We start from the raw sequence: 22,959 nt of genomic DNA on the forward strand, positions 1-22,959 counted from the left end.
AATGAAAGTCGCTTTTCGCGTTGACGCTTCCCTCGACATGGGCACAGGCCACGTCATGCGTTGCCTGACTGTGGCCGATGCGCTCAAGGCCAGGGGCGCCGAATGTCATTTCCTCTGCCGTGCACACCGCGGCAACCTGATCGAACTCATCCGCAACAAGGGCTACGACACCTATGTCCTGGACGGCTCGGAACCTCAGGATACGAGTTCATCTGCGATGAAGCAGGTCAGCCGGGCACCCCAGCCCGCGCACGCCGCTTGGCTCGGTACCAGCCAAGAGCAGGATGCAGCCGAATGCGTGGCCATCCTTCGCGAGTTGCAGGCGGACTGGCTGATCGTCGACCATTATGCTCTCGATGCTCGCTGGGAAAGCGAGCTCAAACCGTATTGCCGCCACCTGTTGGCAATCGACGACTTGGCCGATCGGCCTCATGTGTGCGATCTCTTGCTGGACCAGACCTTTAGTCGTTCTCCCTCCGACTACGCTTCTTGGGTTCCCGCCGGCTGTATCTTGCTTTGCGGTTCGCAATACGCCCTGTTGCGTCCCGAATTCGCCGAGTTGCGTCCTTATAGCCTGCAACGCCGGGAAAAGCCGCGGCTCGAACACCTGCTCATCACCATGGGGGGCGTCGACAAGGACAACGCCACCGGCCGAATACTAGAGGCGCTCAGGTTGGCCGAGCTGCCTGCCCATTGCCGGATCACCGTGGTTATGGGGGCCAACGCCCCCTGGCTTGCTAAGGTTCGCCAACAGGCCGAACAGATGCCATGGTCGGCCGAGGTCAGGGTGGCTGTCGACGATATGGCGCGACTGATGGCCGACTGTGACCTGGCGATCGGTGCGGCGGGAGCGACATCCTGGGAGCGTTGCTGCCTGGGGTTGCCGACCGTGATGGTGGTGCTTGCAGATAATCAGCGCCATGTTGCTGACGGGCTCGAACAGGCAGGGGCCGCTCTTGTTCTGCAACATCCGGCGCAGATTCCGGACCGGCTTCCCGGCTTGTTGAATTCCCTGTTCTCATCGCCGCAACGAGGCAAAGCCTTGAGCCTGGCGGCTGCCCACATCGCAGACGGCCGCGGGGCGGAGGCTCTCGTGCGGCACATGGAGTCCCTGAATTGACTGAAAGCGGATCGACCCTGCATCAGCATCGGATTCGCCCGATGACGCATGATGATCTGGAGCTCGTGCTGGCTTGGCGCAACCACCAAGAGGTGCGCAGCTATATGTACACGCAGCGCGAGATCGAGCTTGCCGAGCATGCCCGCTGGTTCGAGCGAGCGTCTCAAGATCCCGACCGGCACCTGTTACTCTTTGAACGCGATGGCGTCCCGCAGGGATTCATTAACCTGCATCAGATTGCGCCGGGCGGCATCGCCGACTGGGGCTTCTACGCGGCGCCTGAGGCTCCCAGGGGAACGGGGCGGCAACTCGGGCATTGCGCGCTCGAGCATGCGTTTAAGGAACTGAAGTTGCACAAGGTCTGCGGCCAGGCGTTCGCTTGCAACGAGCGCTCGGTCGGGCTGCATCAGCGCTTGGGATTCCGTCAGGAGGGAATTCTGCGCGAACAGTATTTTGACGGGCAGGAGTATTACGACGTTGTATGCTTCGGCCTTCTTGCCGCCGAATGGCTAGCGAACCCCAGAGAATAACAGCATGTCGACCCTCCCCAGCATCCACATCGCCGGCCGCCGCATCGCCACGGATACGCCCCCCTACGTCATCGCCGAACTGTCGGCCAACCATAACGGCAAGTTGGAAACCGCGCTGCGTCTCATTGAGGAAGCGAAACGGGCCGGCGCCGACGCAATCAAGCTGCAGACCTACACTGCCGACACCATCACGCTCGACTGTGACTCGGACGCGTTCCAGATCCACGGCGGCCTGTGGGACGGCAAGACCCTCTACCAGCTCTACCAGGAAGCACACATGCCGTGGGAATGGCATGCCCCGCTATTCGAGCATGCCCGCAAACTCGGCATCACCATCTTCAGTTCGCCGTTCGACACCACCGCCGTCGACCTGCTGGAAGACCTGAATGCCCCTGCCTACAAGATCGCGTCTTTCGAGGCGATCGACCTGCCGCTGATCAAATACGTCGCGGGCACCGGCAAGCCGATGATCATTTCCACCGGCATGGCCGATGCCGAGGAAATCCAGGAAGCCATCAACGCCGCTTATGAGGGGGGCTGCAAGGAGCTGGCCATCTTGCATTGCGTGAGCGGTTACCCGGCCCCGCCCGAGGATTACAACCTGCTCACCATTCCCGACATGAGCCGCCGTTTCGGCTTGGTTACAGGTTTGTCCGACCATACGCTCGACAACACGACGGCGATCGCCGGCGTGGCCCAGGGCGCCTCGATCGTCGAGAAACACTTCACACTCAACCGCAAGGGCGGCGGGCCGGATGACAGCTTTTCGCTCGAGCCGGCAGACCTGGCGGCGTTGTGCGTCGGAGTGCGGACCGCCTGGCAAGCGTTGGGCAAGGTCGATTACGGGCGCAAATCTAGCGAGCAGGGTAATGTCAAATTTCGCCGATCCTTATATTTCGTCAAATCACTAAGAGCAGGTGATGTGGTGACGGAAGATGCGATCAGGAGTGTTCGCCCGGGCTTTGGTTTGCCCCCCAAGTTTTTTGAAGAAATAGTTGGGAAAAAAGTGATTAGGGATGTCGGTAAGAATACCCCTGTTTCCCTAGACAGCCTTGACTGATGATTTGGTTTTGAAAATATGGCTATTTTGAATGTGGCTTTGATTGGCTGTGGGAAAATTGGCTATAGCTTTATCAATTCTGGGAGCGGGGTTGGCGTCTATACACATGCGGAAGCTTATGCACGCGCAGATGGACTGCAGCTAGTCGCGGTGGTCGACCCAGACATTCAGCGCGCGCATGAGTGTGCTAAGCGTTACGGGGTTGATGCCAGTCGTGTATATGGGTCGACAGAAGATTTTTTCCGAAACGAAACGGTAGATATCATTAGCATTGCTAGCCCTGATGCTACTCATGTGAGCTTGGTACGGCAGGCTTTGGCTATGAAGTCAGTTAAGGGAATTTTTCTTGAGAAGCCGCTCGCGCTAACATTGGAAGATGCCCAGGGTGTATTGGCGGAAGTTAGAAGATCTAATATACCTGTTCTGGTTAATTACTCAAGAAGGTATTGCTCCGAACACCGGAAACTGGCCAGCCTGATTAGAAGTGGTACTCTTGGCGAGGTTCAAACTGTCAATGGGTTTTATACCAAGGGGTTGATGCATAATGGAACTCATTGGTTGGATTTGTTTGACTGGTTTTTTGGCGAGATCAAGATGGCTGTCGGGTGGGAGAGTGCCTCGATAGACTTTCAAGGAGACCCAACGCTGAATGTACATTTGAGATCGCGCGCTGTGAGCGCGATGCTCCACGGTTGTGATGCTAGATATTTTTCCGTTTTTGAAATGGATGTGGTGACAGATAAGGGGCGAGTTCAGATTGTCGATGGTGGTGGAAAAATTGTGGTATCCCGAGTTTTTCCCAGTGCCATTTATCATGGTTACACTGAACTCAAGCTGGTCGAAGAGTGGTCCCATGAGAATATGAAGGATTTGTTGCTGAGGGCTGTGGAAGATTTGCGAGACTCGATTCTGGAGAGTCGCCAGCCAGTCTCAAACGCGGAAAATGCATTTAGAGCTTTAAGGGCAGCCAATACGGCAATGAGGGAAGTCGTGTCGTGGTGATGCATTGCCAAGGCGAATCAGTGGTAGCCATTTTGGCGGGCGACCCCGGTGGGGCGAAAGCTTTATTGCCGCTAGTGGCAAGATTGAGTGCAGAAAAGATAAAAATAAGTGTCGCCGGCTATTTTCAGGCGTTTGCGGTATGGAGCAATGAGCATGTTCCCTGTTGTCGTTTGAATGACGAGTCAGAGTTGTATGCCTGGCTTGATAATCTGCCTGGTGTGAAGCTGTTGTTGCTTGGGACCTCTGTAAACGCCCTTTCATTGGAGAGAAAGGCAATTCAGTGGGGAGGTAATAACGGAGTGCCGAGCATCGCGGTGCTGGATTACTGGAGCAATTATCGAGCGAGGTTTTTGGGTGAGGCGAATGAACTGCTGTTACCCAGTCTGATTGCAGTAATGGATGATAACGCCAAACGCTCCATGGAAATGGAAGGGTTTCCGGCTGAGATCGTTAAAGTTACGGGGCAGCCGGTACTAGAGAGTCTCACCCAGTATAAGTTGTCGAGCTCTTTGAAGGAATGGCTGCGCAACTGCCTATTGAAAAAATATGGAGTAGACTTTTTATTTGTTTTTGTTTCACAGCCGCTTTCTAGCTTCTATGCCCAATCCATCTTTGATGGTGTTGTGCTGCCATTCGATGAAAAGTTAGCCCTGAGAGATGTCGTAACCGAGCTGGACAAGGTGCTGTTGCATGCTGGGGAAGAGAGGCAATTAAAAGCATGTGTGCTTGTGCGTCGACATCCTCGAGAAATGGCCACGCCGGATGAACTGTCGACCGGGCGTGTAAGAGTGGTCGAAGCGGAAAATTTCCAATTTGAACAGCTTAAAGTGGCCTCGTATGAATATGTTCAAGTGGCAGATCTGGTCTTTGGGATGAATTCCATGCTCCTGTTAGAGGGGTGCTATCTAAAGTCGCATGTTTTGAGTTATCAGCCAGGGGTGGTGAGCGAATTGGACTGTTTGCCTTCAAACAAGTTAGGCTGGAGTCGAGTCGTGTATGAAAAGGATGGCTTGTTTGAGGCAGTGCATGAAGAGCTGTTTGAGGAAAAATCAAGAAGATGCCGCACTGAAGTTCTTGAACGGATTGAATTGAATCAGAAAGCGACTGATTGTATTTTCAATCATATTGCTGAATTTATTAATTGAGGTGGTATTGTGCAGCGTCTGGCGATAAATGGTGGGGAGTCTGTTCGGGAAAAACCATTTCCGACTTATAACACTCTGGGGGAAGAGGAACGTGCGGCTGTAAATAAGGTCCTTGACGCAGGAATTCTATCTCAGTTCTTGGGAACCTGGTCCGACGATTTTTACGGTGGCCCCCATGTACAGCGTCTGGAAAGAGCGTGGGAGGATTTTTTCTCGGTGAAGCATGCTGTTTCAGTCAACTCTGCTACGTCGGGCCTATATGCCGCAGTAGGTGCTGCAGGGGTTGGTCCAGGGGACGAAGTTATCGTATCTCCCTATACCATGTCTGCATCAGCCACGGCTCCCTTAGTCTATGGGGCGGTGCCGGTCTTTGCGGATATCGATCGAGAGTCTTATTGCATAACCGCGGAGACGATAGCGAAAAAGATCACGACAAGGACAAAGGCCATCATCGTTGTCGATATCTTTGGTCGTCCGGCAGAGTTTGAGAAGATTATTTCGCTGGCCAATGCCCATGGGCTTGTCGTGATTGAAGACTGTGCTCAGGCTCCCGGTGCCCGTTATGAGGATCGTCTTGCAGGGACTTTAGGTCATATTGGCGTTTTTAGTCTGAATTACCATAAAACCATCCACTGTGGTGAGGGGGGGGTTGTGGTAACAGATTCCAGCGAGTTTGCCGAGCGTTTGCAGCTCATCAGGAATCATGCTGAAGCGGTGGTGGCAAAGAAGGGTGTGCGCAATCTAGTCAATATGGTGGGTTTTAACTACCGGATGACTGAAATAGAGGCGGCGATTGCTTATGAGCAGCTCAAGAAACTCCCTGAATTGGTCAAGCGTCGGCAAGAAAATGCGGAGTATTTGGGCCGCGCGCTTAAAGGCGTTTCTGAGATAGAGGTGCCTTTGTTGCCAGAAGGAATGCTACATGGCTGGTACGTTTATCCATTCAAGTTTTTCTCTGATCGAGCCGGGGTAAGCCGCGCAGAATTTGCCAAGGCCTTAAGGGCGGAGGGCGTACCGGTTGGGGAAGGGTATGTAGAGCCATTGTATTTGCAACCCTTGTACCAGCAGAAGGTCGCTTTTGGCAAGAGCGGCTTCCCCTTTGAATGGGATGGCTACGACGGGGTGGTGGATTACAGCAAGGGGTTGTGCCCAGTCGCCGAAGAGATGCATTTTGAGCGCTTGTTGGTTGGAGATTGGGTGCATGCGGCAATGACATTTGAAGATTTGGATGATATTGCGATTGCGGTAAAAAAGGTTGTTGCTGCTTATAGGGCAGTGTGATGAAATTTTTAGAAACCGAGCGTTTTTTTTTGAGCCTGCTGACGGAGCAACATGCTCAGGGGGTATACCCTGAGTGGCTCAATGATGAGACCGTCTGTCAGGGGAACTCACATCATGTTTTCCCTTATTCACGGAAGGGGGCGTTGGAGTATATATCGGGCCTTGATGGGCGTCGCGACTGCTTAGTTCTGGCGGTGGAGGGCAAAGAGGATGGTGCTCATGTTGGGAATGTGTCGCTAAATCGTATCGATTTAATCTGCCGCTCTGCGGAGTTTTCTATATTGTTGGGTGGGAGTGCCCCGCCTGGGGCTGGTTTTGAAGTGGCCACTTGCATTTTTTGTCATGGGTTCAAAGCTCTGAATCTGCATCGAATATACTGTGGAACTTTTGATAATAATCATAGAATGATTCGCCTTGCTCAGAAACTGGGGATGCGGGAGGAAGGGGTGCGGAGGCAGGCCGCTTTCAAGAGTGGTGAATGGCGAGATGTTGTTGAGTTTGGCTTGTTAAGAGATGAGTATTGGAAAGAGGGTAAAGAATAATTGTGGCTTTCCATATACTAAGGTTTTCACTAGTAATGTCACTTTCAGTGTTTTGTAACATGCTGATTTTGTTCATGTTGCAAAGCTGGTCAAAATGACACTACAAGCTGAAAGGTTAGTAACAAAATGGATGTTTTAGATTTTTCGGTGCCCGATATGGGGCGGAACTAGCTTCGTCTCGGGTTACGGTGTGGTGCACAGAATTCAGGCTTGCTCAGATGAAGTGGTGTGTTTGTTCGTTTTGCGAAACAATTGCTATTGTAGCCGAATTTTTTGACAGGGTTGTCTATGTCTTTGCTATTGAACGATGCTAATGAAAGCTTGCTATCTGGTAATTATGAAGAAGCTGAGGCCCTGTTTCGCTCGTTACTAGATAGTGTGGATGTGTCGGTTGAGGCCAGTTTTGGCTTGGCGCTGACCTGTTATCAACAGTGTCGTTTTGATGAGGCGATTGCCTATTTGGAACAAATCATCAAAAAAGATAGCAGCCCCGTGGTATTGCAGTGGCGCTTGGAGTGTGCCTATTGCCAGGGTGATGCGCAATATATTGCCGACCATGCCTTGCCGTGGTATCGGGAGAGCGGGCATATCGAGTTGGCTGCTATTGCCTTGCGAGCTATGCGGCTTTCGGGTCTGTGGCAGGATGCCCGTCAACTGGTCGATGAGGTGCTTGCGCAGGATGTGAGCGATGCATTCTTTTTGTCGGAAGCATTGTTGTTGCAAGTGGACTGTCCCGAAGGAAATCTACCTTTCGCCATCGAGGCCTTGCAGAATCTGTTCGAGCAGCTGCCCGGCAATGAACCCATCGGTTATGCCCTGGTTTACGCACTTATCCGTTCTGAGGATGTCAGTGGCGCCTGGAGAGTGTTGAATAGTCTGGCGGCCCAAGGTGTGCAAGCTGGCATACACCTTTCTTTTCAGGCATGGTTGTCGGTTCTGGAAGGGGACAGCAAAACAGCGGCGGAGTGCCTCTTCCAGGTTCAGATGCTGATGCCGCATCATCCGGTGTGCCTCCTCGCAACCGGCTATCTCGAACAGGCACAGGGCGCCTACGTCAGCGCTGCTCAGGCTTTTGCGAAACTGTTGAACAGTTACGAGGGCTTGCACCGGGAGTCGCGAGAGGTGATCGCGCTGCTCGTTCACAAGCTGCAGAACTATTCTGCTGCGTTCAAGGGGATCGTCAAGTTATTTTTTGTGGCGCCGGCCACGTATGCAGACCTGTGTCAATTGATCTGGGTGGCGTTTCAACTGGAAAAATACGAGGAAGCGCTGTCGTATGTCGATGCCCTCGAAGGGCAGTATGGCGTCAGCATCGACTCGTGCGCCGCGCGTGCCGTGGTTTCGGCTTCGCGCGGTGATATGCAGCTCTTGTTGTCTGCCTTTGAGCAGGGCGTTAACCAAGGTGAGACGGTCTTTGCTTACTACCAGCAAAGCCTCTTTTATGTCAGCGTTCAGGACTATGCTGCAGCGCTTGAGGCGCTGGCAGGTGCGCAGGCCATGTATCCGGAGGATTTACTGCTCTCGAAGGCGCGGGTCAACGTCTTGCTGCGCGCCGGGGCATCGGTAGAGGCGCTGCAGTACAGCGAGCAGGTGTTAGAACGTTACCCCCGCGACTTCGAACTGCGAACGCAGGCGGTGGAAGCGGCGTGCAATTTGCATGATTTCACTGTGCTTTCTCGGCATGCGACTTTGCTCGGCCTGCACAATCTCCGGCAGTACGAAGTATGGTTAGCCGACAAACTGGAAAACGAGCAAAGCGAGGACGGGGTCGATGACCTCGCCGAACTGTATATCCGTGCCGCCACGACGGCCAAGGAGGAGTTCTCGCGCTTCCAGTTTGCCGACAAGGCGGAAAAGGTATGCCGCGAGCGCCTGAGCAAGAGCGGCGACATGGTGCGCTTCCAGCGCCTGCTGTTCAATCTGCTGAGAGCGCTGGAGCGTTTCGACGAGTGCTTCGCCCTGCTGGAGGACCCGGACTATGCGAAAGCCAGCCCGTGGCAGTTCGATATGGCGAAGGCCAGCCTCTACCTGACGCGTGACCAATTGGCCGAGGCGGAAAGCCATGCGGAACGGGCGGCTGCTCTGATAGGGAACAAGCCGGACTTTTACCAGATGAGCCAGCTGGTGAATGTTTATGCAGACCTGGGCAACCGGCACGCCGAGACCATCGGGCTGTACGAAAAAATCCTGCACACCTATCCGGATATGGTGGTGGCTCAATACAATCTGGGGCACTACTACTCGTTCATCGGTAATGCCCGTGCCGCGGATAAATATATTGATTCGGGCCTGATCCTGGGTAAGCGGCAGCCCAACCGCCAGTTCATGGTGCCCCGCTGGTCGGGCGAATCCCTGCATGGCAAGACGATTCTTGTGTGGCGTGAACAGGGGGTCGGTGACGAAGTTTACATGTCTATGTATTACTCTGCCCTAATAGAAAGGGCGCGGCAGGAGGGAGGGCGCGTCAAGATAGAGTGCGACCGGCGCCTGGTTTCGCTGCTGCAGCGCAGCTTTCCCGAGGCGCAGATTGCCGCCGAGGGGCTGGATAACGACATGACCCGTACCGATATCGATTGCGATGTGGCGGCCTTCTCGCTGCGTAGCCTGTTACAGGGCGATTATGTCTATCCGGCGTGCCGTATCCAGCACCTGCAGCCGCGTGCTGATTTGCAAAATCTGTGGCTGGAACGTCTGACAGCGCTCGGCCCGGGACTCAAGATCGGGCTCTGCTGGCGCAGCAGCCTGCAAAATTCGCAGCGCAACAAATTCTATGCCAATTATGATGAACTGGCGCCGCTGTTTGCCCTGCCGAACGTTCATTGGGTAAACCTCAACTATGTATGCCCTGAAGCCGACGTGGAAGAGGTCGAACGCCGCTATGGTGCCCAGTTGCACATTTGGCCGGATCTGGATTTGAAAGACGACTTCGAAGGCGTGGCTGCTCTGGTGAGTGGACTAGACCTGGTGATCTCGGCATCGGCATGTCCTGGTGCGCTGGCTCGCGCGTTGGGAGTGGTGACCTGGCTGTTCATGCCGGGGGCAGAAACACCGCAAAGCGTGCCGTCCGAGCGCAATGAAGTGAACTATCCGGCGCTGACCTGGCGGCGCCACTACACGGAAAACTACCGGGACGTCTTTGCCCGGATGGCTGAACGCCTTGCTGCGTGCGGCGTTGCGCCGGAGGAGTCGGACTGGCAGGTCGCTGCAAAAAAATGATGTGCAGAAACTCTAAAGCTTTTTTGAACGTGACCGACATAGAGTCTATGGCGCAACTGCATGGCGAGTTCCAGTGCAGTTCTACCTGCCACAACCGCAGTTAAGTTAACTAAGTTAAACGGAGTCGACCATGGCACTGTACGTCAATACCAATATTTCTTCCCTGAACGCCCAGCGCAACCTGAACACCTCGGAGTCGGCCCTCGCTACCTCGCTGCAGCGTCTGTCGTCGGGTATGCGCGTCAACAGCGCCAAGGACGACGCGGCGGGTCTGGCGATCGCCAGCGGCATGTCCGCGCAGATCCGTGGTAGCAACCAGGCCATGCGCAACGCGAACGACGCCATCTCGATGGCTCAAACTGCCGAAGGCGTGCTCGGTCAGATCGAATCGAACGTGCAGCGTATGCGCGAACTGGCCGTGCAGGGGGCCAATGGCACTTCGACCACGGCCAACCGCGTGCAGATGAAGCTGGAATTGGATCAGCTGAGTAATGAAAACAAGCGTCTGATCAAAGGTTCGACGTTCAATGGCCAAACGTTGATGAGTACTGCGACAGCGAAGGTCTTTACTTTCCACGTGGGGGCGGGTACCACGGCCAATGATTCGATTAAGATGACCATTGCTGCCGCTAATTTCAGCTTGGCGGCTACGACCTCTGTTACCTTCACGACGCAAGCCAATGCGTCGGCAGCGATCGGTAAGTTCGATACTGACCTGAAGACTCTTGGTGACATGCGCGCCCAGCTCGGCGCGGCACAAAACCGCTTCAGCGCGGTGGTGACCAACCTGCAAACCTTCACCGAAAACACGTCCGCTGCGAAGAGCCGCATCATGGACACGGACTTCGCTACCGAATCGGCCACGCTGACCCGCAACCAGATCATCCAGCAAGCCGGTACCGCGATGCTGTCGCAGGCCAACCAGCTGCCGCAAGCGGCGCTGAGCCTGCTGAAGTAATCGGTCGGGTCTTCGCCTCGCGAAGGGTACTGGGGCCCCGGTGTGTACCGGGGCCTTTTGCCTTAACTTGGGATGTTTTTCATGCAAACGAATTTCTTACCGCTCGTGAACCCAGCTGCACAACCGGTGGCAGTGCGTTCGCCTGAACAACTGCCGCAGTTCGCGGGCAATCAGGCCCCATCGGCCTCGCCGGAGACTGGCACGGCGGTGCCGGTGGTCAATGCGCGCGACAACGGACTGGCCGCCGATCTGGCCAGCCAGCAGCGTCGCCAACCCGACGAGAAAGCGCTGAACGATAGCCTGAAAAAGCTCAACGACCATGTGTCACTGATCAACAGCGATCTGGAGTTCACCACCGATAAAGAGACCGACACGCCGGTCGTGCGGGTGGTCGACCGTGGCACCAAGGAAGTGATCCGGCAGATTCCGTCGGAGGAGGCTGTCAGGTTGGCCCAGGCGCTCGAGCACTTGCAGGGCTTGTTGATCCGCGACAAGGCCTAAGGCCCGTCGTTCCGCTTCGCAGCATTTAGGAGAAAGTCCATGGCGTATAGCATGCCTTCCGGCCTGGGTATGGATGTCAATCAGCTGGTGAGCCAGCTGATTTCGACCGAGCAGGGTCCGCTGAATCAGGTCAAGAGCAGGATCATGACGATCGACACGCAGGTGTCCGATCTCGGCAAGCTCAAGTCGGCGTTGTCCGACTTGAAAGCGGCAATGAGCAAGATGACCGCGTCGGACTTCTTGAAAGTCAACAAGGTGACCTCGAGTGACCCGAGCACGGTCACGGCGACGTCGGATGGAACGACGCCGAACGGTTCCTTCCAGCTGAATGTCACCCAACTGGCGGCGCCGCAGACGGTGACCTACTCGCTCAGCGGTGTAGCGGATCCCACGACGGCGGTGACCGGTCTGCAGGGGGCTGTAATGATCAACGGCCAGACGGTCAACTTGGGGGCTAGCAATCTGTCGCTGAACGACTTCGTGTCGAAGGTGAACGGTGCCGGTGTCGGTGTGACTGCCTCGCTGGTGAACCAGGGCGGCGGTAGCTACAAGGTGGTGTTGATGAGCCAGAAGACCGGCTCGACCGATGGCCAGATCACTAGCAATGGCCAGCCCGGGGATCCTTTGGTTGCCAAATTAGCCGGCACCGGCAATCCCCCCGCTACAATCGGCAACTCGACCGCGCAAGATGCCCAGTACACGTTAAACGGCGTGTCGCTGACCAGCCAGAGCAATACCGTCAGCGATGCGGTGCCGGGCATGACGTTCACTTTCAACAAAGTCGGCAGCAGCGGCGTTACGGTCGGGCGCGACAACGATGCAATCCAGAAGAAGGCGCAGGACTTCGTCGACGCCTACAACAAGGTGATCGACCTGACCAACTCGCTGCGCGGCAAAGACGGCTCGTTCAAGGGCGACAGCATGCTGCTGTCGGTGCAGCGGCAGATCTATACGCAGATCAGTGCGCCGTATAGCGCCTCTGGCAGCCCCAAGGTAACGGACGCCTTCCCGCTGGTGAAAATCGGCATCACGCTCGACAAGAACGGCAAGCTCATGCTCGATGGCAGTGCATTTACGAAGGCCTTGCAGAGCGATCCCAACGGGGTTGCCACGATGCTGACGAATGGCCCGGGTACCAATCTCGTTAACAGCATCTCTGGCATGCTGGACACCCAGGGGCTGATCGGTTCGCGTGATGGCAACCTACAGACTAGCCGCCGGCAGCAGAGTAACCGGCAGGACAGCATCCAGGCAGCGTTGGATCGTCGTCAGCAGGCGCTGCTCGCCCAATACTCCCAACTGAATTCCAGTCTTGCTACCATGCAGGCTTCGCTGAACCGGGTCGCTTCGTCCCTCGGCATGTAAGTGTTAGGTGGCTATGAGTATCAATCGACAACTGCAGCAGTTCCAACGCGCCTATCAGGACGATGCGCTGCAAACCAAGGTGCTGGGTGCGACTCCTCTCGAGTTGATCGTGTTGCTGTACGAGGGCGCGATCGAGGCGCTGGAGAAGGCCCAGCGCGCGATCGCGGACGGCAACATCCAGCTCAAGGGGGTAATGGTCAACAAGGCCAGCGACATCGTCGAAGGGCTGCGCACCGCATTGAACTTCGAGAAGGGCGGCGACATCGCCCACCAGTTGGACGCCCTGTACCTGTTCGCCAAGCATCAGATCTCGCAAGGTCATGCGGCCAACGATGTGAAGGCCCTGGCCGCGGTGATCGGCGTGCTGCGCGAGCTGCTGCCTGCGTGGCAGCACATTGCTCGTGAGGATGGAGCAGGCAGCGAGCAGGGTAAGGCGCATGCCTGACTGTGCTGCATTGCTCGAGCGCTACACGGTACTGACGGGCCAGCTGCTGCTGGCTTGTCAGGGACCGGATTGGGCGACACTGGAGCCCTTGCTGACAGCGCGCAACGCGGTCGAGGAGCAATGGCTGGCCGAAGCGGCCAGCCAGGCGCCTTCTTTGCAGGAACAAGTGCGTCTGCGCGAGTGCGCCGATCAGTTGCGGCAGGCAATGGCACTGCTCGAGGGGCAGCGTGATGAACTGCTGCGAGGTCTGGACGACGTCGAGCAAGAGCGCCGCCAACTCAAACAGCTTAACCTTAATCTCAATCGGCTCGACTCGGCCTATCGTTGAGCCTGCCGGCCCCGTGAGTGATGGTTTACACTAAAATATGCGTGGGCGAAGTGGCGACCGGATGACGTGCACGGGTCGCTTGAATCACGTTATGGGATAGTGGGGGGTGAAGTGTGAACGGAGTATTGTGGTCACTGGTGGGGTTGACCCTGCTGGTGTCGTGCGGGCTGGCCGTGTGGGTGTTCCGCACACTGCGCAGCACTCAACACGCCGGTCAAGTGGACGCTCTGCAGCGTCAGATATCGAACCTGCAGCGGGATGTGCACGCGCTGTCAGCGCAGGTGCACGAGCTGTCGGCGAAGAGCACACAAGCGTCTTCGCGAAGCAGTAAGACCGTGGTGTCGGCACCGGTGCCTGCTGCCGACTCTCCCTACAATCATGCCATTGACTTGGTCCGCCTTGGCCTGTCTGCGAGCGAAGTTGCCTCGCGCTGCGGCATCTCTCATAGCGAAGCTGAACTGATCGCCTCGTTGTACCGTAACAGCCCTGCCGAATGATCAACCCTGTCAACCCAGTGCTGTCACCTGTCTTGGCGCTGGCGAACACGCGTTTGCAGACAGAGGGGCGGCTGCTGCTCGAGGCGAGCGTGCTGCCGGCGCGCTTGCCCCCCCTCAAGCCAGGGGAAGAGGTCGTCGCACAAGTCGCAGAGCGGCTCGACGGCCAGCGCTTCGTGGCGGTGATCAAGGATAGTCTGTTCACGCTCGATCTACCGGCACGCGCTACGCTGAAGAGCGACACGTTGACGTTGCGGGTGGCGGGCACCTCGCCTCTGACGTTTGCGCTGGTAGGCGCTGCCGAACCGGAAGCCCTGCCCGGCAAGGGGTTGACGGCCGTGACGTTGAGCCCGGCGTCGCGCTATCTGACCGAGTTGTTGACCGCCTCGCGCGATCCACAGCCTCAGCTGCGTCCCGGTTCGCAGGCTGCCACCGGCAACGCCAGCGCCCCGCTGATGCTGCTGGCGGCAGGAGCAGAAACCCATTCGCCGGTGCAGTTGGCCGAGGCGCTGAAAAACCTGGTCAGCCGTAGCGGTCTGTTTTACGAGTCTCATCTGAAGTCGTGGCTTGAGGGCAAGCTGCCGCTGTCGTCGCTGCGTGCCGAACCGCAGGCACGATTGATGCCGAGTTCGCCTTCGGGTCTGCAGAAGTTTTCCTTTCCATCATTGTTTGCCGAGCCCGAGGTCGTCAATACGCCTGGCACATTGCGCCCGGCAAGCGATACGGTACGTGCGGCGGCCAGCGAGATGGGGCAGTTGGTGCAGCGCCAGCTCGACACGCTGGAGCAGCATACGCTGACGCTGGCGCTGCAACCTTGGCCGGGGGCTGCTGCGGCTCTGAGCATCGCCGAGCAGCGTGTCGAGGAACGCGAAGCCAATGGACAGCAAGGCGGCGAGCCTGCCGAGCGCAGCTGGCAGACTCAGCTGGCGTTACAGCTGCCGAAGCTAGGTGGCATCAACGCCAATCTGACCTTGGGCGGTGGCGCTTTGCAATTGCGTTTTCACGCCGACGACCCGACGACGGTGGCACTGATCCGGGAGCATCAGGAGCGCCTGCAAAGCAGTCTCGCTGCAGCCGGTCTGTCCCTTTCCTTGATGACGGTGAATGATGAGCATAAGCCTGGATAAGTCAGACCGCCGCTCGGCGGTAGCGTTGCGCTATCGCCAGGGAAGTCGTGCGCCGCAGGTGGTGGCGAAGGGGTATGGCGAGTTGGCCGATCGGCTGATTGCGCGTGCGCGCGAGGCCGGAGTGTTTGTTCACGATTCACCGGCATTGGTGTCGCTGCTGATGCAGGTGGATCTCGATCAGCATATTCCGCCGGAACTGTATCGGGCGGTGGCCGAAGTGCTGGCCTTCGTGCATTTCCTCGAGAAGCAAGGGGCTGAGGCTGGCGGTACGACGATCGAGGAGTGGCGTGATAAACGCCCGCCATTGCCAGGCTGAATCGCCGCGCGCTGTTCTTCGGGTTCCCTTCTTCGAGTCAAGCCAACTGTACCGCCTCGCTTCGACGCCGACTGTCGCTGGCTGCGGCTAGGGCTTTTCATTAGGCTTGCGCCATCTATTTCGCATTATTCACAACAAAGGCGCTCGGAGCGCTGCGCTATAGCCTGTTGGCGTGGTGTCGTCCGGGAATGCCAGGGGAGCTATGAAGATGAATATCGGATATATCGGTCTGGGCATCATGGGCAAGCCGTGCGTGCTGAATCTGCTCAAGGCAGGCCATCAGGTGACGATCTGGGCACGCCGCCGCGAGTCGGCTGAACCGCTGCTGGCCGCCGGGGCGCAATGGGCGGATAGCCCGGCCGCGCTCACCGGTGCGGTCGACCTGCTGATCACCAATCTGCCGGACACGCCTGATGTGGAGGCAGTGCTGTGCGACGAGGCCGGGGTGTTCGGTGCGTTGAAGTCGGGGCAGATCGTTGCTGACATGAGCACGATTTCGCCGATTGGTGCTCGGCGTGTTGCGGTGAAATTGGCCGAAAAAGAGGTGAAATTCATTGATTGTCCTGTGTCCGGCGGCGAGATCGGTGCAATCAATGCGACGCTGACTTTCATGGTCGGCGGCGATGCAGAGGCACTGGCGACGATTCGTCCGGCGCTGGAGGCGATGGGCAAGAGCATTACGCGGGTCGGCGATTCTGGGGCAGGGCAAGTTGCCAAGGCCTGCAACCAGATCGCGGTCGGCGTGACGGTGATGGCAGTGGCCGAGGTGATGAAGCTGGCACGCGCCTGCGACGTGGATCTCGCCGCGGTGCGCGCCGCGCTGATGGGGGGCTTTGCACAGAGCCGAGTGCTCGATGTGCATGGCCAGCGCATGATCGATGACGCGTTTCCGGCCGGTTTCAAGGCTACTCTGCATTTGAAGGACATGAACATCGTGCTCGATACCGCACGCGAGCTGGGCATTCGCCTGCCAGAGTCGGAGCGGATGACCGAGCTGATCCGCGAGCTGATCGACCAAGGCGATGGCGACCTCGATTCGTCGGCGATTGCCAGGCTGATTTGGGCAAAAAACTGAATATTGCTGTCATAGCTAGATGCGACAAAGCCGCCCATAGGGCGGCTTTGTCGCATTTGGGACAAAAAAACCGCGCCACAGGCGCGGAAACGAGAGGAAAAAATGGAGGCCTGGCAGGCGCGTTGCGCGGGCGGGTTGTTAGAGCCTGTTCAAAGTCTTTTTGCGGCCCCGGAGGGCCCGCGCAGTCCGTAAAAAGACTTAGAACAGGCTCTTAGTACCTCATCGACTCTGGGTCGTACTTGTGACCGGGCGGCTAAGCCTGGGGGGAAATTCAAGGGCAGACTCAAGACGGAGGCTAGAGACTGGGCTGTTCTTTATGTGTTCCAAATACAAAATCATTTTAATGAGTGCCCCTAGAGAGGCGCTTGATTTAGCGCAAGCAATCTCCACAGTGGGGTCGTTGCAGACAGGGGGCGCCTCTTGTCGCAGTGCTTGGGTTTTGTCGGCCTTTCTGGGAAAATTGCCGGGCAGGCCGGCCCGTTCGCGGGCCGGTTTTCATTTTCACCGCAGCCCAGACAGGAAGCCGTACCGATGGACAGTCCAGCCCGCAGACAAACAGCCGAACGCGTTTGGACGGTGGCGATCGTCGGTGGTGGCCCGGCTGGCCTGATGGCTGCCGAGGTGTTGCTGGCGCGTGGCCTTCGCGTCGAGCTGTACGACGCCATGCCATCGGTCGGCCGGAAGTTCCTGCTCGCTGGTGTGGGCGGGATGAATATCACCCATTCAGAGCCGTTTGCGCCGTTCGTAGCGCGTTATGGCGCGCGCCGGGACCAGGTCGAGCCGTGGCTCGCCGCCTTTGACGGCCAGGCCTTGCGCGATTGGGTGCATGGGCTCGGTATCGATACCTTTGTCGGCAGCTCCGGCCGGGTGTTCCCGACCCAGATGAAGGCAGCGCCGCTATTGCGTGCCTGGCTCGCCCGGCTGCGCGAGGCGGGGCTCGCGATCCACGTGCGTCATCGGTGGCTGGGCTGGAGCACGGACGGCGCGTTGCGTTTCGCGACACCCGAAGGCGAGAAGACCGTTTCGGCCGACGCAGTGTTGCTGGCGCTCGGCGGTGGCAGTTGGGCCAAGCTCGGTTCGGACGGGACTTGGGTAGCCACGTTGGCCGAAAGCGGCGTGGCCGTCGCACCGCTGGTGCCGGCCAACTGCGGCTTCGAGGCGGACTGGAGCGCACATTTCAAGGACAAGTTCGCCGGTGCGCCGCTGAAGGCGGTGGTGGCGAGCGTCATGCTGCCTGACGGATCGATGCTCAGCCGCCGAGGCGAGTTCGTAGTATCCGAGTACGGCGTGGAGGGCAGCCTGGTGTACGCGCTGTCGGCTCCGCTGCGTGATGCGATCGCCGCGCACGGCGAGGTGACCCTGATACTCGACCTGTCGCCAGACAAGAGTGCCGAGCGAGTGGCAGCAGAGGTCGCTCACCCGCGCGGTTCGCGTTCGCTGTCTAGCCACTTGCAGAGCAAGGTCGGCATCCATGGCGTAAAGGCCGGGCTGCTGCGCGAGTGCCTGACGAAGGAGCAGTTCGCCGATCCGGCGCGGCTCGCCGCGGCGATCAAGGCGCTGCCGGTCCGTCTCATGGCGCCACGGCCGCTCGACGAGGCGATCAGCAGTGCCGGCGGCGTGCGCTTTGATGCGGTCGATACGCGGCTGATGCTGACTGCGTTGCCCGGGGTGTTCTGTGCTGGTGAGATGCTGGACTGGGAAGCGCCGACCGGCGGGTATCTACTGACCGCCTGCTTTGCCAGTGGCCGCATCGCAGCGGAAGGCATCGCAGCCTGGTTGGTCGAATCGGCCGCCGCCAGCTGATCCGAATACTGTCCTGCCGGCAGGGCGGACGTTCTATACCCCTTGGACACTTCGCCCACTCCTCCTGCCAAGACCAGGCAGCGCAACGATGCTGGGAGGGGCGGGCCGTCGGCCCTACAATAGCGGCAATCAACAGGGAATCCAATTCATGAGCCTCATCCCGGAAATCAAGCCCGAGCAGTCGATCGAACTGCTCAAGGAACTGCACATCCTTACCCGCGACGGCAAGCTCAACCAGGACAGCCGCCGCAAGCTCAAACAGGTTTACCACCTAGTGCAGTTTATCGAGCCGCTGCTCACCGAGCTGCTCGACGAGCAGGGCGACTTGACGCTGGCCGACCACGGCGCGGGCAAGTCCTACCTTGGTTTCATTCTCTATGACCTGGTGCTGAAGGCGCGCCATGCCGGCCACATCTACGGCATCGAGACCCGCCAAGAGCTGGTCGACCGCACCCGAGAGCTGGCGCAGCGGCTCGGCTTCGAACGAATGTCCTTCCTCAACCTAAGCGTGGAGCAGTCGATTAGCGCACCGGAGTTGCCGACCAAGATCGACGTGGTGACCGCGCTGCACGCCTGCAATACCGCCACCGACGACGCCATCCGTTTCGCGCTGGCCAAGGACGCGCGCTTTATCGTGCTGGTGCCGTGCTGTCAGGCCGAGGTTGCCACGGTGCTGCGCAAGCACAAGAATCAGAGCTTCGGTATGACGCCGCTGTCGGAGATCTGGCGTCACCCGATCCATACCCGCGAGTTTGGCAGCCAGATCACCAATGTGCTGCGCTGTCTGCTGCTGGAGTCGCATGGCTACCAGCTGACAGTGACCGAGCTGGTTGGCTGGGAGCACTCGATGAAGAACGAGCTGATCATTGCCCGTCGCACCGGTCAGCGCCGCAAGAATGCCCGGGAGCGGCTGGAGGCGATCCTTGCCGAGCTGAATCTGGAGGATTTGCACGAGCGCTTCGTCTATTGATAAGGGAATGACAGCGCCTGCTGACGGCCCCGCTCAGTGCCCGCAGGGCAGTGACCGAATGGCTGCTACTTGCAGGAATTGTGTGAGCATTGCGACCCCTCTCCGATAGAGGGGGTATTGTGGTGATGGATTACCGGGCTTGGCTTTGGCCCGCTTCGCATGGTTAATGCGTTGGTGGCAGCCCGGATCCTGTGCGGGGCCAGCTCATCGAGTCGGCTACCCGGTTGAATCGGGTGGCGCGCAATGCTGTAATTGGCTACAAATGTCATAACGACACCTTAAAGGCATCGCTATGCAGATAGCCAACATTCGCCCTATTGCCGTGCGACCGAGGTCCGATCAGCCCAACGGCTACGAAGTCGACATACAGGTGGAATGGATGGGGTCTTCGGAGAGTTGGGTTGCCATCAGCGCCTACTATAGCGTGGTGAGCGTCCCGTTAACCGCAGAGCCCAACGCCACGACCGATCGGATTGCCGCCGAGGGGTTGCTGCTGTTCCGTTCTGCCCTGAACAGCACCACGCCATCCGATGTCCAAACAACGCTCGAACTGGCCATCGGACATGGCGTCGTGCTCGAGGAGGTGGACTGAGGGCCTGTTCAACGTCTTTTACGGACTGCGCTGGCCGTTTACCGGACCTGCCCTCCAGGGCGGACTCCTGTCGGTGCATCCGTTGTCGTTTGCTCACGGGTAGTGAATGGCACTACTACGGGACCTTCTCCTGGCGCTGCATCCGGCAGGAGCCGGCCGCAGCCGCAAAAAGACTTTGAACAGGTTTTGAGAGAGTAAGGCCGGTTTCTGGGCGCTTTCATCCCGGTTACCATTAACGGGTCCTGCCCGCCATGAGCCTGCCCCGATGATCGTCCGCCCTAAGCTACACTGGCTGCGCCTGCTGCTCGTCTGGCACGGTTCCGTGCTGCCCAATATCCTGCGCCGGCTCGTGCTGATGCTAGCCATTGCCGTCTTGGCCGTCGCAAGCCACACCCGGTTCCAACAGCTGGGCATACACCTGTCCCTTGCTCCGTTCAGCCTCTTGGGGATTGCGCTGGCGATTTTTCTCGGCTTTCGCAATAGCCTGTGCAACGAACGCTATTGGGAGGCTCGCAAGCTATGGGGCGGGCTGCTGACCACTTGCCGTTCTATGCTGCGTCAGGCGCAAAGCCTGACCGGGAGGCGTCCAGACGATCCCGAGGTTGCCGGTTTCACTGCCCGTCTGATCGCATTGGCCTATGCGCTGAAGCATCAGCTGCGGGCCACGTCGTACGAGGCCGAGTTGGCCCGGCTACTGCCGGCAGAACTGGCCACGCGCCTGGCCTCGGCTCACTACCCTTGTGTCTTGTTGTTGAGAGAACTGGCCGACTGGTTGAGTCGGCAGCATCGCGATGGGCGACTTAGCGACATTAGCCGCCAGTCGATCGACACCAACTTGAACCGCCTGTCCGAGATCATCGGCGGTTGCGAGCGCATCGCCGGCACGCCGATCCCTTACGCCTACAGCGTATTACTGCACCGCACGGTCTATCTCTATTGCCTGTTGCTGCCATTCGGTCTGGTCGGCGACATTGGCCTGCTGACACCACTGATCTCGGTGTTCATCTCCTATACCTTCATGGCGCTGGATGCCATCGCCGGCGAGCTCGAAGAGCCCTTTGGAATCGAACCGAATGACCTGCCGCTCGACGCCCTGTGCCTGACCATCGAGCGCAGTCTACTCGAGATGAACGATGTGGCTGACTTGCCTGCCCCCATGCAGCCAAACCGCTACCACATCCTGTCCTGAAGACGTCTAGGAGGTCCCCTGTGTGGCTTTTGCGGCGATCCCATGATTGAGGACTAAAAACTGGGCGGGCTGTTGGGAAAATAATGAAGAGGGCTTGAGCAGGGCGCTGGTGGAAACACCATAGGCAGAGATGGCCGGGCCGCGGCGAGAGAAGGCGGGATGGGTGGGGTGCCGTTCATACTGTCGGCCAACAGGTCGACACGTTGCGGACGTATACTACCGTTGGTGATATTAATATTAGTTACATGTCATGCTTTACAAGGTCAAGGTGGTGTCGGAGATTTTCGGTGTCGACTTCGACGGCCCGTTGCACCCGACTGAAGCCCATGCCCGGCGGGCTGCCCAGACACTGTTAGCGGTCCATTCGGGAAAGATCGTGGTGGAGATCCACAAGCTGCTCGATCCGCAGTTCCGGAGCAGCGAAATCGTGGGCAGGCTGGAGAAATAGGCGGGGACCACGCAACCGACTATGGTTCGCCGCGACCTCTACGGTCTGACGGTCTTGCGTTGCCGCTCCTTTTTTCCTCAGGCATGGCGTGAGGAGGGTATGCGACAGTGCAGACGGGCATCAAGGCCGGCTGCCTGAATGGCCCAAAAAGAAGCCCGCTTGCGGCGGGCTATGATGGATGAGCATTTCCCCATGAGCACGGGGTAAGGCATTTTATTTGCAAAGTTCACTGTCCATACCCCCCATAAGAGAGTGGTATACCTCTCTCAGGTCACTTGGCCGTTGCCATCCACCCGGCCTTCAAAGCATTCTCCCGCCTTGATCCATGCCCGGATCTGCATTTCGTCTGTTTGCCCATGCAGCGCCTCCTGAATAGCGAGTAGATGCCCTTATCCCGCCCTAGCCTGCGTATTCCGGGGCAACCTGATCACCTGTTCCGGCTGAACCTGGACAGTCGTTCCAGCGCAAACTGGACACCCGTTCCAGGCCAACCTGGACGGCTTGCAACATTGCCGTAACAAGCTGTAGCGCGCGGGGTAACCCGTGGCACCCTCGAGCTTTTTTCCTGGGTGCCCGATGTCTAACCACAGGTTATCCATGCGCAAAATCGTCGAAATCCTTCGCCTGCATCACGCAGGTCTGTACTCGCGGCGCGCGATCGCCCGAATGATCGGCGCATCCCCCACCACGGTCAGCGACTACCTCGCCCGCGCCAAGCTCGCCGGGCTGAGCTTCCCGCTACCCGCCGGCCTGGACGAAGCCACCGTCAATGGCCTGCTATTTCCCCCGACGGCGCCGTCGAAAGTCCGCCGCACCGAACCCGACTGGCCGACGCTGCACCAGGAACTGCGCCGCAAAGGCGTGACGCTGGAGCTGCTGTGGCAGGAGTACAAGGCCGAAACACCGGACGGACTCCAGTACAGCGCGTTCTGCGACCATTACCGCCGTTGGCGCAAGACGCTGGCAGTGACGCTGCGCCAGCACCACACACCCGGTGAGAAACTGTTCGTCGACTACGCCGGGCAGACGGTCGACGTCATCGACCCGCATACCGGCGAAATTCACGCCGCGCAGATCTTCGTCGCGGTGCTCGGCGCCTCCAACTACACCTACCTCGAAGCGACCTTCACGCAGCAGCTGGAAGACTGGATCGGCAGCCATGTGCGCGCCTTCGACTATCTCGGTGGCGTCACCGCGCTGGTGGTCCCCGACAACCTGAAGAGCGGCGTGCGCCATCCGTCCCGCTACGAGCCGGACCTGAACCCGACCTACCAGGACCTGGCACAACATTACGGCTGCGCGGTGCTGCCGGCGCGGCCGTACAAGCCGCGCGACAAGGCCAAGGTCGAGGTCGGCGTCCAGGTGGTCGAGCGCTGGGTGCTGGCCCGGTTGCGTCACCAGCGCTTCTTCAGCCTGCAAGAACTCAACCTGGTTCTGCGTCAGTGCCTGGAG

At 58.3% G+C, this 22,959-nt stretch carries 23 protein-coding genes; all 23 read left to right on the plus strand.

The features are described from left to right. The first annotated feature begins 1 nt into the window (after window position 1). Window positions 2-1,120, plus strand: coding sequence for a UDP-2,4-diacetamido-2,4,6-trideoxy-beta-L-altropyranose hydrolase (gene pseG / locus QU481_RS13100; protein WP_289830469.1), 1,119 nt, complete (start codon window positions 2-4; stop codon window positions 1,118-1,120). Beyond that, window positions 1,117-1,650, plus strand: a complete 534-nt coding sequence (gene pseH / locus QU481_RS13105; RefSeq protein WP_289830470.1) for a UDP-4-amino-4,6-dideoxy-N-acetyl-beta-L-altrosamine N-acetyltransferase — start codon at window positions 1,117-1,119, stop codon at window positions 1,648-1,650. Before pseG ends, pseH begins: the two co-directional genes overlap by 4 nt. 4 nt (window positions 1,651-1,654) lie before the next feature. Then, complete coding sequence (gene pseI / locus QU481_RS13110; protein WP_289830471.1) at window positions 1,655-2,710, plus strand: pseudaminic acid synthase; 1,056 nt, start codon at window positions 1,655-1,657, stop codon at window positions 2,708-2,710. Window positions 2,711-2,728: 18 nt separating this feature from the next. Further along, window positions 2,729-3,712 (plus strand): Gfo/Idh/MocA family protein, encoded by a 984-nt coding sequence (locus QU481_RS13115; RefSeq protein WP_289830472.1) that lies wholly within the window; start codon window positions 2,729-2,731, stop codon window positions 3,710-3,712. A 20-nt stretch (window positions 3,713-3,732) separates the two neighbouring features. Further along, window positions 3,733-4,857, plus strand: a complete 1,125-nt coding sequence (locus tag QU481_RS13120) for a hypothetical protein (RefSeq protein ID WP_289830473.1) — start codon at window positions 3,733-3,735, stop codon at window positions 4,855-4,857. A 9-nt stretch (window positions 4,858-4,866) separates the two neighbouring features. Further along, a complete protein-coding gene (locus QU481_RS13125; protein WP_289830474.1) occupies window positions 4,867-6,138 on the plus strand; it encodes a DegT/DnrJ/EryC1/StrS family aminotransferase in 1,272 nt (423 codons plus the stop codon). Then, window positions 6,138-6,680 carry a GNAT family N-acetyltransferase gene (locus QU481_RS13130; RefSeq protein WP_289830475.1) on the plus strand — a complete coding sequence of 181 codons (543 nt, stop codon included), beginning with the start codon at window positions 6,138-6,140 and terminating at the stop codon, window positions 6,678-6,680. The genes QU481_RS13125 and QU481_RS13130 overlap by 1 nt, the downstream gene beginning before the upstream one ends. Before the next feature lie 288 nt (window positions 6,681-6,968). Then, window positions 6,969-9,896, plus strand: a complete 2,928-nt coding sequence (locus QU481_RS13135) for a tetratricopeptide repeat protein (protein ID WP_289830476.1) — start codon at window positions 6,969-6,971, stop codon at window positions 9,894-9,896. Between the two features lie 130 nt (window positions 9,897-10,026). Then, complete coding sequence (locus QU481_RS13140; RefSeq protein WP_289830477.1) at window positions 10,027-10,854, plus strand: flagellin N-terminal helical domain-containing protein; 828 nt, start codon at window positions 10,027-10,029, stop codon at window positions 10,852-10,854. An 81-nt stretch (window positions 10,855-10,935) separates the two neighbouring features. Next, window positions 10,936-11,355, plus strand: a complete 420-nt coding sequence (locus tag QU481_RS13145) for a flagellar protein FlaG (protein WP_289830478.1) — start codon at window positions 10,936-10,938, stop codon at window positions 11,353-11,355. Between the two features lie 39 nt (window positions 11,356-11,394). Beyond that, the gene (gene fliD, locus QU481_RS13150) at window positions 11,395-12,720 is read left to right on the plus strand and encodes a flagellar filament capping protein FliD (protein WP_289830479.1); all 1,326 of its coding nucleotides are present in this window, start codon (window positions 11,395-11,397) and stop codon (window positions 12,718-12,720) included. 13 nt (window positions 12,721-12,733) lie between these two features. Beyond that, entirely contained in the window at window positions 12,734-13,165 is a 432-nt protein-coding gene (fliS, locus tag QU481_RS13155; RefSeq protein ID WP_289830480.1) for a flagellar export chaperone FliS, read from the plus strand. Continuing rightward, the gene (locus QU481_RS13160) at window positions 13,158-13,493 is read left to right on the plus strand and encodes a hypothetical protein (protein WP_289830481.1); all 336 of its coding nucleotides are present in this window, start codon (window positions 13,158-13,160) and stop codon (window positions 13,491-13,493) included. The genes fliS and QU481_RS13160 overlap by 8 nt, the downstream gene beginning before the upstream one ends. Before the next feature lie 113 nt (window positions 13,494-13,606). Beyond that, entirely contained in the window at window positions 13,607-13,990 is a 384-nt protein-coding gene (locus QU481_RS13165) for a DUF2802 domain-containing protein (protein WP_289830482.1), read from the plus strand. Then, complete coding sequence (fliK, locus tag QU481_RS13170) at window positions 13,987-15,114, plus strand: flagellar hook-length control protein FliK (protein ID WP_289830483.1); 1,128 nt, start codon at window positions 13,987-13,989, stop codon at window positions 15,112-15,114. The genes QU481_RS13165 and fliK overlap by 4 nt, the downstream gene beginning before the upstream one ends. Then, window positions 15,092-15,430: an EscU/YscU/HrcU family type III secretion system export apparatus switch protein gene (locus QU481_RS13175; RefSeq protein ID WP_435382736.1), complete on the plus strand. Its 339-nt coding sequence runs from the start codon at window positions 15,092-15,094 to the stop codon at window positions 15,428-15,430. Before fliK ends, QU481_RS13175 begins: the two co-directional genes overlap by 23 nt. Window positions 15,431-15,638: 208 nt before the next feature. Beyond that, complete coding sequence (locus QU481_RS13180; protein ID WP_289830484.1) at window positions 15,639-16,505, plus strand: NAD(P)-dependent oxidoreductase; 867 nt, start codon at window positions 15,639-15,641, stop codon at window positions 16,503-16,505. Between the two features lie 531 nt (window positions 16,506-17,036). Further along, window positions 17,037-18,308: a TIGR03862 family flavoprotein gene (locus tag QU481_RS13185; RefSeq protein ID WP_289830485.1), complete on the plus strand. Its 1,272-nt coding sequence runs from the start codon at window positions 17,037-17,039 to the stop codon at window positions 18,306-18,308. Window positions 18,309-18,456: 148 nt separating this feature from the next. Beyond that, on the plus strand, window positions 18,457-19,278 hold the full coding sequence (locus tag QU481_RS13190) for a class I SAM-dependent methyltransferase (protein WP_289830486.1): 822 nt from the start codon (window positions 18,457-18,459) through the stop codon (window positions 19,276-19,278). 292 nt (window positions 19,279-19,570) lie between these two features. Beyond that, complete coding sequence (locus QU481_RS13195) at window positions 19,571-19,870, plus strand: hypothetical protein (protein WP_289830487.1); 300 nt, start codon at window positions 19,571-19,573, stop codon at window positions 19,868-19,870. Between the two features lie 265 nt (window positions 19,871-20,135). Next, entirely contained in the window at window positions 20,136-21,059 is a 924-nt protein-coding gene (locus QU481_RS13200; RefSeq protein WP_289830488.1) for a bestrophin family protein, read from the plus strand. A gap of 250 nt (window positions 21,060-21,309) precedes the next feature. Next, complete coding sequence (locus QU481_RS13205) at window positions 21,310-21,507, plus strand: hypothetical protein (protein WP_289830489.1); 198 nt, start codon at window positions 21,310-21,312, stop codon at window positions 21,505-21,507. Between the two features lie 576 nt (window positions 21,508-22,083). Next, the coding region (gene istA, locus QU481_RS13210; protein ID WP_289830490.1) for an IS21 family transposase at window positions 22,084-22,959 on the plus strand (876 nt) is incomplete at its 3' end.

The organism is Crenobacter oryzisoli (assembly GCF_030385785.1).
GTDB classification, from domain to species: domain Bacteria; phylum Pseudomonadota; class Gammaproteobacteria; order Burkholderiales; family Chromobacteriaceae; genus Crenobacter_A; species Crenobacter_A oryzisoli.

What these genes read in the sequence shown, in the direction of transcription:
- fliD (WP_289830479.1), top strand. Translation starts at nt 11,395, where the DNA reads ATGGCGTATAGCATGCCTTCCGGCCTGGGTATGGATGTCAATCAGCTG.
- pseG (WP_289830469.1), top strand. Translation starts at nt 2, where the DNA reads ATGAAAGTCGCTTTTCGCGTTGACGCTTCCCTCGACATGGGCACAGGC.
- QU481_RS13180 (WP_289830484.1), top strand. Translation starts at nt 15,639, where the DNA reads ATGAATATCGGATATATCGGTCTGGGCATCATGGGCAAGCCGTGCGTG.
- QU481_RS13195 (WP_289830487.1), top strand. Translation starts at nt 19,571, where the DNA reads ATGCAGATAGCCAACATTCGCCCTATTGCCGTGCGACCGAGGTCCGAT.
- QU481_RS13190 (WP_289830486.1), top strand. Translation starts at nt 18,457, where the DNA reads ATGAGCCTCATCCCGGAAATCAAGCCCGAGCAGTCGATCGAACTGCTC.
- QU481_RS13205 (WP_289830489.1), top strand. Translation starts at nt 21,310, where the DNA reads ATGCTTTACAAGGTCAAGGTGGTGTCGGAGATTTTCGGTGTCGACTTC.
- QU481_RS13140 (WP_289830477.1), top strand. Translation starts at nt 10,027, where the DNA reads ATGGCACTGTACGTCAATACCAATATTTCTTCCCTGAACGCCCAGCGC.
- pseI (WP_289830471.1), top strand. Translation starts at nt 1,655, where the DNA reads ATGTCGACCCTCCCCAGCATCCACATCGCCGGCCGCCGCATCGCCACG.
- QU481_RS13130 (WP_289830475.1), top strand. Translation starts at nt 6,138, where the DNA reads ATGAAATTTTTAGAAACCGAGCGTTTTTTTTTGAGCCTGCTGACGGAG.
- fliS (WP_289830480.1), top strand. Translation starts at nt 12,734, where the DNA reads ATGAGTATCAATCGACAACTGCAGCAGTTCCAACGCGCCTATCAGGAC.
- fliK (WP_289830483.1), top strand. Translation starts at nt 13,987, where the DNA reads ATGATCAACCCTGTCAACCCAGTGCTGTCACCTGTCTTGGCGCTGGCG.
- QU481_RS13145 (WP_289830478.1), top strand. Translation starts at nt 10,936, where the DNA reads ATGCAAACGAATTTCTTACCGCTCGTGAACCCAGCTGCACAACCGGTG.
- QU481_RS13175 (WP_435382736.1), top strand. Translation starts at nt 15,092, where the DNA reads ATGATGAGCATAAGCCTGGATAAGTCAGACCGCCGCTCGGCGGTAGCG.
- QU481_RS13160 (WP_289830481.1), top strand. Translation starts at nt 13,158, where the DNA reads ATGCCTGACTGTGCTGCATTGCTCGAGCGCTACACGGTACTGACGGGC.
- QU481_RS13115 (WP_289830472.1), top strand. Translation starts at nt 2,729, where the DNA reads ATGGCTATTTTGAATGTGGCTTTGATTGGCTGTGGGAAAATTGGCTAT.
- QU481_RS13200 (WP_289830488.1), top strand. Translation starts at nt 20,136, where the DNA reads ATGATCGTCCGCCCTAAGCTACACTGGCTGCGCCTGCTGCTCGTCTGG.
- QU481_RS13185 (WP_289830485.1), top strand. Translation starts at nt 17,037, where the DNA reads ATGGACAGTCCAGCCCGCAGACAAACAGCCGAACGCGTTTGGACGGTG.
- QU481_RS13135 (WP_289830476.1), top strand. Translation starts at nt 6,969, where the DNA reads ATGTCTTTGCTATTGAACGATGCTAATGAAAGCTTGCTATCTGGTAAT.